The sequence below is a fragment of the Streptococcus oralis subsp. dentisani genome (assembly GCF_003944205.1).
Classification (GTDB): Bacteria; Bacillota; Bacilli; order Lactobacillales; family Streptococcaceae; genus Streptococcus; species Streptococcus oralis_BH.
Genome location: NZ_RJPH01000001.1, coordinates 98798 through 112322 on the forward strand (window position 1 = coordinate 98798; position 13525 = coordinate 112322).

Genomic DNA, 13525 nt, shown 5'->3' on the forward strand with positions numbered 1-13525 from the left:
AACAAAAAGTTGAGAAAAGATTCTCAACTTTTTTACATGTAATAAACAATCGCGATATATTGAAGTGCAGATGCTGCTAGGATAAAGAGATGCCAAATCATGTGGAAATAAGGTTTTTTCTTGGCGTAAAATCCAGCTCCAACTGTATAAGAGAGTCCGCCAGTTACCATGAGACTCCAGAAAATTGGCGTTGTTTGACTGATAATGGCAGGAATGATAGCCAGAACCAACCAGCCCATAATGAGATAAAGGGCAAGGCTGAATTTCTCATTGACCTTTTTAGCAAAGATTTTATAGAGGATGCCAAAGATGGTCGTTCCCCACTGAATGGCAATAATGAGATAGCCAAACCAGTTATTCATCAAAGTCAATACGACTGGCGTATAAGAGCCTGCGATAGCCACATAAATCATAGAATGGTCGATGATTCGCAAGACGTATTTGTGGGTCGAACCATAGGCCATAGAGTGGTAAATGGTTGACGAGAGGAACATGAGAAAGAGACTGATAACAAAGATAGAAACACCAAAAGATGATAAAAATCCGTGTGCTTCATAACTATAGGTGGATGAAATGGGGAGTAAGATGAGCATGATAACGGCACCCACAGCATGGGTTACGCTATTAGCAATCTCCTCTCCAAAACTGAGTTTTTTACTGAGTTTTAGACTGGTATTCATTGGATTTCCTCCTCTTTTTTGATAAGGATTAAGTCTAGAGTTTGATGATAGAGTTTAACCGTTTGACAGCTGGTTTGGATAATAGGATTTTCTGGATCAATCCCATAGTTCATGTAGTCCACAAAAGCATCGTAGAGCTGGTCTGAGCTCGCTTGAGTTTGTAGAGTATTAAGTGTCTGAGCGATTTCTTGGATCGAAAAGACAGACTTGAGAGTGGTGATAGCAATTAAACGGGCAATCTGTTTGCGTTGGTATTTTTTCTTGTCTGGCTTTGTCAAGTAACCATGTTTGACATAGTTATTGACCATGGATGCTGTTAGCCCCTTGTCCTTATCTGGAGAGATAGGGGCGCAGACTTGATTGACATAAAGTAAAACCTGATCCAGATAGAGGTCAATGTTTGGAATGTCTTCCCATTTTGGGTAGGAAAAGTTAGAATCCATTTCCAACTCCTTTTTATCTAGTTTCGATAACTAGATTATAAAATAATAAAAAACAAAAGTCAAGTTTCAACTGCTTGTAGAAAGCTTTAAATTATGCTATGATGAGAGAAAATAGTTAGAAAAGAGGGAGAAAAGATGGAGATTCGTTTAGCTTTTCCAAACGAAGTAGATGCGATTATGCAGGTGATGGAGGATGCCAAAAAATGCTTAGCCAAGTCTGGTAGCGACCAGTGGCAAAATGGCTATCCAAATGCTGACATCATTATTGATGATATTATCTCAGGCCAAGCCTATGTAGCCTTGGAAGAAGGAGAACTACTAGCCTATGCTGCTGTGACCAAGAGCCCAGAGGAAGCCTATGAAGCCATTTATGAAGGAAGTTGGCAGGGGGGAGAGTCAGAATATTTGGTCTTTCACCGTATCGCTGTAGCAACAGATGTCCAAGGGCAAGGGGTTGCTCAGACTTTCCTAGAAGGCTTGATTGAAGGTTTTGATTACCTAGATTTTCGTTCAGATACGCATGTAGAAAATAAGGTCATGCAGCATATCTTTGAAAAACTTGGATTTAGTCAGGTCGGAAAAGTTCCAGTTGATGGGGAACGCTTAGCCTATCAGAAATTAAAAAAATGAAGCAAAAAAAGTACGTAAAAATGCTCCACCCGTCGCCAATTGGAACCTTGTCCTTGGTTGCTGACGAGCAATATCTGTATGGAATTTGGGTGCAGGACCAAACTCATTTTGAGAGAGGTATTGATACGGATAGGATGGAAACAGTTAAGGAGCATCCTGTTCTTGACCAAGTTATTTGCTATTTAGATGCTTATTTCGATGGGAAGGATCAAGACTTATCTTTCTTGCCCTTGGCTCCCATTGGGACGGATTTTGAAAAACGGGTCTGGGCCTACTTACAGAGCATTCCTTATGGTCAAACAGTGACTTACGGTCAAATAGCTCAAGACTTGCAGGTGAATTCTGCCCAAGCTATTGGCGGAGCAGTGGGGCGTAATCCCTGGTCCATCCTCGTCCCCTGTCACCGAGTGCTAGGGTCTGGTAATCGTTTGACAGGCTATGCTTCTGGAGTCGAAAAGAAAGCCTGGCTCTTGCAGCATGAAGGTGCAGTTTTTCAAGAAAATAAAGAATAGAAAGAAAAGAAGATGTTAGAATTTATCGAATACCCAAAATGTTCAACTTGTAAGAAAGCAAAAAATGAACTGGACCAACTCGGACTTGTCTACCAAGACGTCCACATTGTAGAAGAAACACCAAGTGAAGAAGTGATTTTGAACTGGTTGGAAACTTCTGGTTTTGAAGTGAAACAATTTTTTAATACCAGCGGGATCAAATACCGTGAACTGGGCTTGAAAGATAAGGTGGGAAGCTTGTCAAAACAAGAAGCAGCTAAGCTTCTGGCTAGTGATGGCATGTTGTTAAAACGTCCAATTTTGGTGGAGAATGGTGCTGTTAAACAAATCGGCTATAGAAAAAGCTATGAGGATTTAGGTTTGAGATAGTTTTTATCTATCTCCTTGATAGGTAAAATATATAGCATCCCTGTTTTAAAGTGTGATAAACTAGAAGATAGACAAAGTCTGATCAGCCCGTAGCAAATAATTTGCTTGCGAGCAGAAGTATGATAGAATGAATCATTATCAGGAGAGGATGTTTTTATGACTGTTACAACATTTTTAGCATCAGATTGGTACCAAAGTTTGATGCAACTCATTCCGGATGGTAAGCTCTTTAGTTTGCGTTCGGTCTTTGATGGAATTCCAAGGATTGTCCAACAACTGCCTACAACCTTGATGTTGACGCTTGGAGGTGCACTCTTTGGTTTGCTACTTGCCTTGATTTTTGCCATTGTTAAGATCAATCGTGTTAAGATTTTATATCCCTTGCAGGCCTTTTTCGTCAGCTTCTTAAAAGGTACCCCAATCCTAGTTCAACTTATGTTGACCTACTACGGAATTCCTTTGGCACTGAAAGCTATCAACCAACAATGGGGAACTGGTTTCAATATCAATGCGATTCCAGCAGCACTTTTTGCGATTGTGGCCTTTGCTTTTAATGAGGCGGCTTATGCAAGTGAAACGATTCGTGCGGCCATCCTTTCTGTTAATCCAGGTGAAATTGAGGCGGCGCGTAGTCTGGGTATGACGCAAGCGCAAGTTTATCGTCGCGTGATTATTCCAAATGCAGCAGTGGTAGCGACACCGACTTTGATTAACTCTCTTATCGGTTTGACCAAGGGAACTTCTCTAGCCTTTAGTGCGGGTGTTGTCGAAGTTTTTGCTCAAGCTCAGATTTTGGGTGGAGCAGATTATCGTTACTTTGAGCGTTTCATCTCCGTAGCCCTTGTTTATTGGGTAGTCAATATCGGCATTGAAAGCCTCGGTCGTTTCATCGAGAGAAAAATGGCTATTTCTGCACCTGATACAGTGCAAACAGATGTGAAAGGAGACCTTCGTTAATGATTAAGATTTCGAATTTAAGTAAATCCTTTTCAGGCCAGACTGTCTTGGATCATCTGGACTTGGATATCCAAAAGGGAGAAGTAGTGGCTTTGATTGGTTCATCTGGAGCAGGGAAATCAACCTTTCTTCGTAGTTTGAACTACCTTGAAACTCCAGATAGTGGAACGATTCAGATTGACAATTTTAAAGTTGATTTTTCTCAGATTAGCCAAGAAGAAATCCTAACCCTTCGTCGCAAGTTATCCATGGTTTTCCAACAGTTTAATTTGTTTGAACGCCGAACAGCTCTTGACAATGTTAAGGAAGGTTTGGTTGTTGTTAAAAAATTATCGGACGAGGAAGCAACAAAAATCGCTAAGGAAGAGTTGGCCAAGGTTGGTCTTTCTGACCGTGAAAACCATTATCCTCGCCACTTATCAGGTGGACAAAAGCAACGGGTTGCCCTCGCGCGTGCTCTCGCTATGAAGCCAGATGTCTTGCTCTTGGACGAGCCCACTTCAGCCCTTGACCCAGAATTGGTCGGTGAAGTAGAGAAGTCTATTGCAGACGCTGCCAAGTCAGGTCAAACAATGATTTTGGTCAGTCATGACATGTCTTTTGTAGCCCAAGTGGCAGACAAGATTTTGTTCCTAGATAAGGGGAAAATCATCGAGTCAGGTACACCGGATGAAATCATCAATCATCCGAAAGAAGAACGGACAAAAGAATTCTTCGCTAGTTACAAACGGACTTATATTTGATATAATAGTAAAAGGAAAACTCAGTTAGTTGGACTAGCTGAGTTTACTCTTTAAAAAAGATAGAAACGAGAGAGATCATGCTGCTGCAACTGTTTTCTTTATATTTCGAGAGTTTGATCTTAACGACCATTCTCGTCGTGATTTTTTTAGGGATTTGGATTGGATTGCGAGCTATGTCTGGCGTGGACAAGACAGCCAAGGCCCGTCAAGCCCATCTCTATGATATGATTATGATTGGGGTTTTGGTGATCCCAGTATTATCCTTTGCCGTCATGAGTCTCATTTTAGTTTTCAGAGCATAATGCTTGCTAAGGAAACTTTAAACAGTTAGAATAAAGATAGTTACAACAAGAAAGAAGGAATCGAAATGTACGATACGATTATTATCGGTGCTGGACCTGCGGGAATGACCGCTGCCTTATATGCCGCTCGCAGCAATCTGAAAGTTGCTTTGATTGAAGGTGGTCTGCCAGGCGGGCAAATGAATAACACATCTGATATTGAAAACTATCCAGGTTATGCCAACATCAGTGGACCTGAATTGGCTGAGAAAATGTTTGAACCACTTGAAAACCTTGGAGTGGAGCATCTTTATGGCTATGTTGAAAATATTGAAGATCAGGGTGACTATAAGAAGGTAATCACTGATGATCAAGTTTACGAAACCCGTACTGTCATCGTGGCAACTGGGTCAAAACACCGTCTCTTGGGAGTTCCCGGAGAAGAGGAACTGAACAGTCGAGGAGTTTCTTACTGTGCAGTCTGTGACGGAGCTTTCTTCCGTGACCAAGATTTGCTCGTAGTCGGTGGTGGAGATTCAGCGGTAGAAGAAGCTTTGTTCTTGACTCGCTTTGCCAAGACTGTCACTATTGTTCACCGTCGTGATCAACTTCGTGCCCAAAAAGTTTTGCAAGACCGTGCTTTTGCAAATGAGAAAGTCAACTTTATCTGGGATTCTGTCGTCAAGGAAATCAAAGGTGAAAACCGAGTGGAATCTGTCGTATTTGAAAATGTGAAAACGGGTAAGGTAACAGAGCAAGCCTTTGGTGGTGTCTTTATCTATGTTGGACTGGATCCTGTTAGCGATTTTGTTAAAGAATTGAATATTAAAGACCAGGCAGGCTGGATTGTGACAGATAACCACATGAAGACGGCAGTTGATGGTATCTTTGCGGTTGGGGATGTTCGCCAGAAAGACCTTCGCCAAGTGACAACAGCAGTTGGAGATGGGGCTATCGCTGGTCAAGAAGCCTATAAATTTATCACAGAACATAGTTAAGCAAAAAAGTTTCCAATCAAGTGATTGGAAACTTTTTTATAGTCGGTTTCGGAAAACTTCGTACATGAGAATGGCTGCAGCAACACTGGCATTGAGGCTTTGAACATGTCCGTTCATTGGAATGGTGATCATCTCATCGACCTGTTTTTTGATGTTGCTAGAGATACCTTTTCCTTCATTTCCGATGATGAGGGCGATTTTCCCTTTTGTATTCCACTTGTGGCAAGGAGTGCCGTTCATATCCGTTCCAAAGGTCCAGAATCCTTCGTCTTTGAGTTTATCGAGGGTTTGACTGAGGTTGGTCACTCGGGCAATCGGTACATGTTCAATAGCACCTGTGGCCGTTTTAGCAACGACAGGAGTCACTCCGACAGCACGGTGCTTGGGAATGATGACACCTGAAACATTGGTCGCATCGGCTGTTCGCAAGATAGAACCTAGATTATGGGGGTCAGTTAACCCGTCCAGAATCAATAGCAAAGGGTTTTCTTCTTGACGCGTTTTGGCAAGAATGTGTTCTAGCTCGCTATAGGCAAATTCGGAAACTCGTAGAACAAAACCTTGGTGGACAGCGCCTTCAGTCATTTCAGAGAGGGATTTTTTTGAAGTCCAAGAGATGGAGACCTTTTTCTCAGCAGCCAGTTCCTTGACCTTCTCAACATTTTTACCTCGGAGATCATCTTGGAGGTAGAGTTTGTTTCCTGTATTTGCAAGGAGGGCTTCTGTAACAGCGTGGACGCCATAGACAATATCATTTGTTTTCATGTCTCTATTATAACACAAAACCCCGTCTTGCAACGGGATTTTCTTTATTCAAGAATGAGGAGTCCTTCTTTAACGGCAAATGGATCTTTTTCGTTGATACGATCGTAAAACATGATTCCGTTTAGATGATCAATTTCATGTTGGACAACGATGGAGTTGTAGCCTTTGAGCTTGATACGGTGTTTTTCGCCGTCCTTGTCAAAGTAATCAACAGTGACACGGGCATGACGGACAACATAGCCCGGAACTACACGATCAACAGACAGGCATCCCTCGCCTTCGCCTAGAGCCGCATCTTGGACTGAGTGTGATACGATTTTTGGGTTGTACATAATCGCTTGCAAATCGTAGGCTTCCTGTGGAGTCTCACCTTCTTCCACAATATTTGGCACTAAAACAGCAATAATACGTTTTGAGATATCCAGCTGGGGAGCAGCAAGGCCAACACCACCACGGAGTCCCATTTTCTCAGCCATAACAGGATCCTGAGAATGTTTGAGGAATTGCATCATCTTTTCACCAAGGATGATTTCCTGGTCAGACAGCGGGAAAGTGACCTCCTCAGCAATCGCACGCAGAGTTGGGTTCCCCTCACGGATAATATCGTTCATATCAATTAAGTGAGCAGCTTTTGTAATACGTTCTATAGCAGACATTTTCTCTCCTTTCATTACCTCTACATGATAACACAAAATAGACGAGAAAGAAAGTCACAGAAGTTCCTAAAAAATAATATAATAAACGATATTCCCCTTTTGTCTGTGGTATAATAAAAGAAAAGACTTGCAGTAAAAGCAAGGGGGGGATAAAGATGGAAAAGCGGCAAGATAGACGGTCTCATGATTCTCTTTATGAGGTGTGGAAGACTTGTGTTGATTTCTTTCGGAATTATAAATCCTGGACCAATGCCCAGTTTATTATTGTGTTATTGCTTGCAGTTGCCTTATCCATGGGGGGAAACTTATTAGTTCAAGCAGTACAAGGCAGCAAGGAAACAAGCCCAAGCAGTCAGACTACGACGTCTGGTAAATCCAAAGAAAATCAGTCTGGCGAAACAACGGCACGTATCATGGCAAATGGTGACCTTCTCTACCATATTCCCATCTACCGAACAGCTCTTAAAGAAGATGGAACCTATGATTTCCATGAAAATTTTGAATATGTAAAACCCTGGCTCAAACAAGCTGATTTGGTAATTGGTGACTTTGAAGGAACGGTGAACAAGGACCACTACTTGGCAGGTTATCCTCTCTTTAATGCACCAGGGGAAGTCATGGATGCTATCAAGGATGCAGGCTACCAAGTTCTAGACTTGGCTCACAATCACATCTTGGATTCTCAGATAGAGGGAGTGGTTTCGACAGCTCAAGCTATTGAAAAGGCTGGAATGACACCCATCGGAGTCTACACTAAGGAACCACGGGACAAGTCTCCTATTGTTATCAAGGAGGTCAATGGTATCAAGGTAGCTCTCTTAGCCTATTCCTATGGCTTTAACGGTATTGAACAATCCATTTCCCAAGAGGACTATAATCGCTATCTTTCTGATCTGAATGAAGATAAGATGAAGGCAGAAATCGAGCGTGCTGAGAAGGAAGCGGATATTACTGTCATCATGCCTCAGATGGGAATTGAGTACCAGCTAGAACCGACGGAGGAACAGAAAACACTGTACCACAAGATGATTGACTGGGGAGCTGATATTATCTTTGGAGGGCATCCTCACGTCGTTGAACCTTCTGAAACGGTTGAAAAAGATGGCGACAAAAAACTGATCATCTACTCCATGGGAAATTTCCTCTCAAACCAACGCATTGAAACCATGCAAGACGAGGAAAATGCCAAGTGGACGGAGCGCGGTGTTCTCATGGATGTGACCATTAAGAAAAAAGATGGTAAAACAAGGATTGAAACTGCCAAAGCGCATCCAACTTGGGTCAATCGGACACCGAAAGGAACATACTCTCCAGAAGGCTATCCGCTCTTCCTCTATCAGACCTATATCCTAGAGGACTTCATCGAGGGGGGCAGTCACCGTGACAAGTTGGATGAGGCGACCAAGGAACGAATTGACACGGCCTATAAAGAAATGAATGAACATGTAGGGTTGAAGTGGGACTAGCTTGAATCCAGAGGAAGTAAAATGACGATTAAGATTATTGCGACAGATATGGATGGGACTTTGCTGGATCCGAGAGGTCAGCTGGATCTGCCCCGCTTGGAAAAGATTTTAGATCAGCTAGATCAAAGGGATATCCGTTTTGTCATTGCGACGGGGAATGAAATCCATCGTATGAGAGAACTATTGGGACACTTGGCTGAACGAGTAGTACTAGTAGTTGCCAATGGGGCGCGAATTTTTGAAAACAATAAACTGATTCAAGCTCAGACCTGGGATGATGCTATGGTTGGCAAGGCTTTAGTTCATTTTAAGGGGAGAGAGTGCCGAGATCAGTTTGTCGTAACAGGTATGAAGGGTGGTTTTGTCAAGAAAGGGACTGTTTTTACAGAACTTGATAAATTTATGACTCCAGAGATGATTGAAAGACTCTATCAACGAATGAATTTTGTGGAAGATTTGCAAGCTGATCTCTTTGGTGGAGTGCTTAAAATGAGCATGGTCGTCGGTGAAGAGCGATCCAGTTCTGTTTTGCAGGAAATCAATGACCTCTTTGATGGTAGTGTGAGAGCTGTTTCCAGCGGTTATGGTTGTATCGATATCCTACAGGCTGGTGTTCACAAGGCTTGGGGATTGGAAGAATTACTTAAGCGCTGGAATTTAAAATCGGAACAAATCATGGCTTTCGGTGATAGCGAAAACGATGTCGAAATGCTAGAACTGGCTGGAATTGCCTATGCTATGGAAAATGCAGATGATGAGGCTAAGGCAGTTGCGACTGCTCTAGCGCCAGCTAACAGCCAGGCGGGTGTTTATCAGGTCCTAGAGAATTGGTTAGAGAAAGAGGGATAAGGTGGCAGTACAGTTATTAGAGAATTGGCTCTTAAAGGAGCAGGAAAAAATTCAAACCAAGTATCGTGAATTGAATCAAGTATCTGTTCTAGAGCCAGATATCATCTTTATTGGTGATTCGATAGTGGAATATTACCCTCTTCAAGAGTTGTTTGGGGTTGCCAAGACGATTGTTAATCGTGGCATCCGAGGCTATCAGACGAGATTGTTATTAGAGAATTTGGATGCTCATCTTTATGGTGATGCTGTGGATCAAATTGTTCTCCTAATAGGAACAAATGATATTGGAAAAGATATTCCCTTGAATGAAGCCTTGGATAATCTCGAGCGTGTAATCCAATCGATTGCCCGAAATTATCCGCTATCACAAATAAAGCTCCTTTCCATTTTGCCAGTCAATGAGGGAGAGAGATACAAGCAGACTGTTTATATCCGAACCAATGAAAAGATCAGAGAATGGAATCAAGCCTATGAGGCTCTAGCATCCGCCTATATGCAGGTAGATTTTGTGCCTGTTTATGATAGTTTGACAGATACAGAAGGACAACTCAAAAAAGACTATACAACAGATGGCCTCCATCTAAGTGTAGCCGGTTATCAAGTCTTATCGGAAGCCTTAAAAGGGGTTCTTTTCTAAAGAGGTGGCTTGATTTTGCATTTTTCATGAAGATAGGTTATAATGGTTCTATCGTCTTTTGGGGTCGTTACGGATTCGACAGGCATTATGAGGCATATTTTGCAACTCGTGTGGCGACGTAAACGCTCAGTTAAATATAACTGCAAAAAATAACACTTCTTACGCTTTAGCTGCCTAAAAACCAGCAGGCGTGACCTGATTTGGATTGCTCGTGTTCAATGATAGGTCTTATGATTAGCGAGATACGATCAAGCCTTGTCTAGTGGTTTGATAAGAGATTAATAGACTCGCAGTTCCTAGGCTTGAGTTATGTGTCGAGGGACTGTTAAAACAATACATAACCTATGGTTGTAGACAAATATGTTGGCAGGTGTTTGGACGTGGGTTCGACTCCCACCGGCTCCATTATTTCTTTGCATTCTTTTGCGCATTCCTTGGTAAAACGTTGTTAAATCAACGTTTTTTATTTTTGTCTTTGGTATTCCTTGGCAGTCTTTTGCGGAAAAGGGAGTCACAAAAGGAGTCACAAAAAGGAGGCTCGCCTCCTTAAAAATCAATATAATTCGCAAAGCGTTATCCAGCTCCATTATAAAAGGCTTAGAAATATAAATTTTCTATGCCTTCTTCAAATGTCTTGTATCTTGTGGGATGATTAAATTGTTTGAATAAAAGATATATTCTACTCCCTTACTAGGTTTGGTTACTGAATAATTTAAATAATATTTTTCGTTGCGGAAAGTGTTATACATTTGAAAAATTTCAGGCGCAACATCATATGTGAGAATCCATTTTTTATTTTTTAAATATTTCTTAATAGTATAAGATAAATTAAGATGATTTTCGTGGTTATAAAAATTTGTGTAAAGACCAGGACCTTTGGTGTAATAGGGAGGATCAAAAAACGTGAAGGAATCTTTTGTTTTAGTAATATTTAGTCGAATAAATTTTTCAGCATCCATATTATATAGCTTAATTCTACTTTTCATAGAAGCTATTAATTTAATTTTTTCAATAATTTTATCTTTATTAAAACGGCAATCAAGTTTATAATCGCTATTCTGTTGGAGACCACCTATAACACCAGCTTTTATAATTCCTGAGCGATTTGTTCGATTAAGAAATAACGTTGAGAATCCTAACTCAAGTAGGTCTTCAGACACATCTTTATTTTGTTGTATAATTCTCTGTTTTTTCCATTCTTCAATCGTAATAGGAGTTGTTTCAATTAAGTTAATAAGGTGATCTGTATAATTTAAAACAGAGTACCAGAATGCATAAATGGCTTTATCATAATCATTTACCATAATTTTTCGTACGTTATTATTCAAAAGTAACTTTAAAGCAATCCCCATTCCGCCCATATAAGGTTCAATATATGTTGTTGATCCATTAAATTCAATAAGTTCTCTAACAAATTCATATACTTGTGTTTTTCCACCTGGGTATCGTAATGGACTCAAATTATGCCTCATTTTATTCCTCCTTTCATGTAAAATACATCAAAACTATAGGTTGGGTATTTTATTATTTGTTGCGACAAAATCAAACACCTTTTTTAAATTTTCTTCAAATTGTTTAATTTCTTCAGGATGGCTTAATGTCCAATATTTAATTGGATTATTCTTCCCTTTCCAATGTTCCTTTTCAGTGTTAAACCAATCTTTCCAAACGATTCGTGGTTTAGTATTCTTATAGCTACCATGTGCTTCTTGATATTGATTTTTATATGTTCCGTCTTTAATACTTTGAAGTACTCTGTATCTACTATTTTTCATAAAAATCGAGTGGGTATAATTTTCGTTTGTTTGCTTCCAGAAATCAGAATTGGAATCATTTAAAATATCAAAAATGAATTCTTCCGGGTTTGAAGGTTCACCATGATTAGGCAATGTAATAAAGTTTTTTAAACTTGAAGTATTAATGAGTTGATCACCGTCAAGGCATATTATGGATGTTGTAGTAAATTCTGGAATTTTATTTTTATGGAGAGAAATATAGTTTGAACAAGAAAGTCCAATATCCTTTATAAGTTTTAATCTTTGTTTAACAGGAGAATTATTGCTATCTTTTAGTCCTGTTAAAAGGTGAGAAAAAATAAAGTAAGCTTCATTGTCCTCAAAATACACATTTATCTTATCAGGAATACTTTTTTTATTTGCCTGAACTAACAATTGGTTTTTAAATTTATACAAATATTCCAGTTCATTTAATTTAATATCGGTGATATCTGTTTCATCAGTTGTAAAAATTTTTACATCTCGGTTAATCCGTGGATTATTTAACTTTTCAGATTCAAGATGCTCTAATAAAGTAAGAGAATGAGAAGTTGCGAAAATTTGGATATTGAAAGCTCGGGCTTTTTCTAAAAAAACATCTAGAAGTACATTTTGTGCAGCAGGATATAGTGTTGAGTCGATCTCATCAATTAATAGAATCCCACCATTATAATAATCTGGGAAATTATCTTTTAATTTTTTAAATGAGTAGAGGGATAAAAGGAGTTGTCCCACGATGTCTTCTCCAGATGAGATCATCTCAATGGTTCTATCGGTATTAATATAAGCAGCTGTATGTTTGTTTGTATTTGTTTTGGTTGCACTTAAATTTTTCGGATATTTTTTTAATAAAATTGATTCATACAGAGTATGTATCTCTTTTATATCATCTTCTGATAGTGTCACATTGATATTCGTATTTTTAGTTCTAACAAGTGGAGTCAGTCTGTCAAGTCCTAAATAAATTACAGGATGAACATAGTTAGAGGATTCATTATCATCTCGTCTAGTTACGAAACGCGGAAGTTTTCTATCATTATGATTCGTTGTTTCGACTCTAAAGAATCTATTATTGTCTAAAACAATATTTATATGTTCGGTATTTCTACCATCTTTATCGGATAATTTGAAGTGTTCGTTTGATTCAGATTCAAAATTATTACCAAAAAGAGTAAGTATAGAATTATACTCGTTTAAAAGTGTAGAATCCATTTCCGGATCTAAATCTTTAACTTTAGGTTTAGTTAATTGTTTAGCTTCTTCTGAAATGAAATCCACCACCTTATTATTAAACGAAAAACCTTGAGCGATCATTCCGAGTATTGTTGATTTCCCAGTTCCATTTTTTCCAGAGATTATATTGATGTATTTTGAAGGCTGAAATGATAATTCTTTTATTAATCTAAAATCTTTAATTGTGATTTCTTTTATGTGAACCATATTTGGATAATGCAAGGTCTTTCTATGTTTTTTTCTAGTAGGAACATCATTAACAATAATGTATATTGTATTATTTTAGGGTAGAAATGATTGAGGTATGTACATTAAATATAAAAATAGCGAACTCAGAAGAGCTCACTAGATTTTTTTGTATAAAAATCAATATAATTAGTGTTCCTCTACGGAAGACATGGGATTCGAACCCACGCACGCTGTTACACGCCTACCGCGTTTCCAACACGGCCTCTTAAGCCTCTTGAGTAATCTTCCAATGCTTACTAAAATAGTCTACCATAAAGCGCTTCATCTTGCAATAAAAATTCC

General features: G+C 39.4%; 16 protein-coding genes, 1 tRNA gene and 1 other RNA gene. 11 read left to right on the forward strand and 7 right to left on the reverse strand.

The features are described 5' to 3' along the window. Positions 1-32: 32 nt before the first annotated feature. The gene (gene trhA / locus D8805_RS00395; RefSeq protein ID WP_084976365.1) at positions 33-680 is read right to left on the reverse strand and encodes a PAQR family membrane homeostasis protein TrhA; all 648 of its coding nucleotides are present in this window, start codon (positions 678-680) and stop codon (positions 33-35) included. Beyond that, entirely contained in the window at positions 677-1123 is a 447-nt protein-coding gene (locus D8805_RS00400; protein WP_084976364.1) for a DUF1836 domain-containing protein, read from the reverse strand. Before D8805_RS00400 ends, trhA begins: the two co-directional genes overlap by 4 nt. Positions 1124-1258: 135 nt before the next feature. Here D8805_RS00400 and D8805_RS00405 point away from each other — a divergent pair, with 135 nt between their 5' ends. The 7 genes from D8805_RS00405 (at position 1259) to trxB (ending at position 5613) form a co-directional block, all read left to right on the forward strand. After that, complete coding sequence (locus D8805_RS00405) at positions 1259-1753, forward strand: GNAT family N-acetyltransferase (protein ID WP_125415053.1); 495 nt, start codon at positions 1259-1261, stop codon at positions 1751-1753. Next, the gene (locus D8805_RS00410; RefSeq protein WP_125415054.1) at positions 1750-2265 is read left to right on the forward strand and encodes a methylated-DNA--[protein]-cysteine S-methyltransferase; all 516 of its coding nucleotides are present in this window, start codon (positions 1750-1752) and stop codon (positions 2263-2265) included. Before D8805_RS00405 ends, D8805_RS00410 begins: the two co-directional genes overlap by 4 nt. A 12-nt stretch (positions 2266-2277) precedes the next feature. Beyond that, a complete protein-coding gene (locus tag D8805_RS00415) occupies positions 2278-2634 on the forward strand; it encodes an arsenate reductase family protein (RefSeq protein WP_125415055.1) in 357 nt (118 codons plus the stop codon). Between the two features lie 156 nt (positions 2635-2790). Then, entirely contained in the window at positions 2791-3591 is an 801-nt protein-coding gene (locus tag D8805_RS00420; protein WP_125415056.1) for an amino acid ABC transporter permease, read from the forward strand. Continuing rightward, positions 3591-4334: an amino acid ABC transporter ATP-binding protein gene (locus D8805_RS00425; RefSeq protein WP_038805010.1), complete on the forward strand. Its 744-nt coding sequence runs from the start codon at positions 3591-3593 to the stop codon at positions 4332-4334. Before D8805_RS00420 ends, D8805_RS00425 begins: the two co-directional genes overlap by 1 nt. A 77-nt stretch (positions 4335-4411) precedes the next feature. Beyond that, entirely contained in the window at positions 4412-4636 is a 225-nt protein-coding gene (locus D8805_RS00430) for a DUF4059 family protein (protein WP_000926602.1), read from the forward strand. 65 nt (positions 4637-4701) lie between these two features. Then, entirely contained in the window at positions 4702-5613 is a 912-nt protein-coding gene (gene trxB, locus D8805_RS00435) for a thioredoxin-disulfide reductase (protein WP_125415057.1), read from the forward strand. Positions 5614-5649: 36 nt separating this feature from the next. Here trxB and rlmB read toward each other — a convergent pair whose 3' ends face one another. Beyond that, complete coding sequence (rlmB, locus tag D8805_RS00440; protein WP_000855726.1) at positions 5650-6378, reverse strand: 23S rRNA (guanosine(2251)-2'-O)-methyltransferase RlmB; 729 nt, start codon at positions 6376-6378, stop codon at positions 5650-5652. A 44-nt stretch (positions 6379-6422) separates the two neighbouring features. After that, positions 6423-7034, reverse strand: coding sequence for a peptide deformylase (gene def / locus D8805_RS00445; protein ID WP_001272943.1), 612 nt, complete (start codon positions 7032-7034; stop codon positions 6423-6425). Between the two features lie 155 nt (positions 7035-7189). On the opposite strand from def, the gene D8805_RS00450 reads away from it, so the two are divergent. The 4 genes from D8805_RS00450 (at position 7190) to ssrA (ending at position 10394) form a co-directional block, all read left to right on the forward strand. Continuing rightward, positions 7190-8500: a CapA family protein gene (locus tag D8805_RS00450; protein WP_125415058.1), complete on the forward strand. Its 1311-nt coding sequence runs from the start codon at positions 7190-7192 to the stop codon at positions 8498-8500. Between the two features lie 21 nt (positions 8501-8521). After that, positions 8522-9349 (forward strand): Cof-type HAD-IIB family hydrolase, encoded by an 828-nt coding sequence (locus D8805_RS00455; protein WP_125415059.1) that lies wholly within the window; start codon positions 8522-8524, stop codon positions 9347-9349. Position 9350: 1 nt separating this feature from the next. Then, positions 9351-9986 carry an SGNH/GDSL hydrolase family protein gene (locus D8805_RS00460; protein ID WP_125415060.1) on the forward strand — a complete coding sequence of 212 codons (636 nt, stop codon included), beginning with the start codon at positions 9351-9353 and terminating at the stop codon, positions 9984-9986. A gap of 60 nt (positions 9987-10046) precedes the next feature. Next, positions 10047-10394: a transfer-messenger RNA gene (gene ssrA, locus D8805_RS00465) on the forward strand. Between the two features lie 206 nt (positions 10395-10600). Here ssrA and D8805_RS00470 read toward each other — a convergent pair. The 3 genes from D8805_RS00470 to D8805_RS00480 form a co-directional block, all read right to left on the reverse strand. Then, a complete protein-coding gene (locus D8805_RS00470; RefSeq protein ID WP_125415061.1) occupies positions 10601-11458 on the reverse strand; it encodes a DNA adenine methylase in 858 nt (285 codons plus the stop codon). 33 nt (positions 11459-11491) lie between these two features. Beyond that, positions 11492-13201 (reverse strand): AAA family ATPase, encoded by a 1710-nt coding sequence (locus tag D8805_RS00475; RefSeq protein WP_125415062.1) that lies wholly within the window; start codon positions 13199-13201, stop codon positions 11492-11494. 182 nt (positions 13202-13383) lie between these two features. Beyond that, positions 13384-13471: transfer RNA gene (locus D8805_RS00480), tRNA-Ser, on the reverse strand. Between the last annotated feature and the right edge of the window lie 54 nt (positions 13472-13525).

Bases quoted from the DNA above. Each gene is read 5' to 3' on its own strand.
- trxB (WP_125415057.1), top strand. From the start codon at position 4,702: ATGTACGATACGATTATTATCGGTGCTGGACCTGCGGGAATGACCGCT.
- D8805_RS00430 (WP_000926602.1), top strand. From the start codon at position 4,412: ATGCTGCTGCAACTGTTTTCTTTATATTTCGAGAGTTTGATCTTAACG.
- D8805_RS00455 (WP_125415059.1), top strand. From the start codon at position 8,522: ATGACGATTAAGATTATTGCGACAGATATGGATGGGACTTTGCTGGAT.
- D8805_RS00405 (WP_125415053.1), top strand. From the start codon at position 1,259: ATGGAGATTCGTTTAGCTTTTCCAAACGAAGTAGATGCGATTATGCAG.
- D8805_RS00475 (WP_125415062.1), bottom strand. From the start codon at position 13,201: ATGGTTCACATAAAAGAAATCACAATTAAAGATTTTAGATTAATAAAA.
- D8805_RS00470 (WP_125415061.1), bottom strand. From the start codon at position 11,458: ATGAGGCATAATTTGAGTCCATTACGATACCCAGGTGGAAAAACACAA.
- D8805_RS00410 (WP_125415054.1), top strand. From the start codon at position 1,750: ATGAAGCAAAAAAAGTACGTAAAAATGCTCCACCCGTCGCCAATTGGA.
- D8805_RS00415 (WP_125415055.1), top strand. From the start codon at position 2,278: ATGTTAGAATTTATCGAATACCCAAAATGTTCAACTTGTAAGAAAGCA.
- D8805_RS00400 (WP_084976364.1), bottom strand. From the start codon at position 1,123: ATGGATTCTAACTTTTCCTACCCAAAATGGGAAGACATTCCAAACATT.
- trhA (WP_084976365.1), bottom strand. From the start codon at position 680: ATGAATACCAGTCTAAAACTCAGTAAAAAACTCAGTTTTGGAGAGGAG.
- D8805_RS00450 (WP_125415058.1), top strand. From the start codon at position 7,190: ATGGAAAAGCGGCAAGATAGACGGTCTCATGATTCTCTTTATGAGGTG.
- def (WP_001272943.1), bottom strand. From the start codon at position 7,034: ATGTCTGCTATAGAACGTATTACAAAAGCTGCTCACTTAATTGATATG.
- D8805_RS00425 (WP_038805010.1), top strand. From the start codon at position 3,591: ATGATTAAGATTTCGAATTTAAGTAAATCCTTTTCAGGCCAGACTGTC.
- rlmB (WP_000855726.1), bottom strand. From the start codon at position 6,378: ATGAAAACAAATGATATTGTCTATGGCGTCCACGCTGTTACAGAAGCC.
- D8805_RS00420 (WP_125415056.1), top strand. From the start codon at position 2,791: ATGACTGTTACAACATTTTTAGCATCAGATTGGTACCAAAGTTTGATG.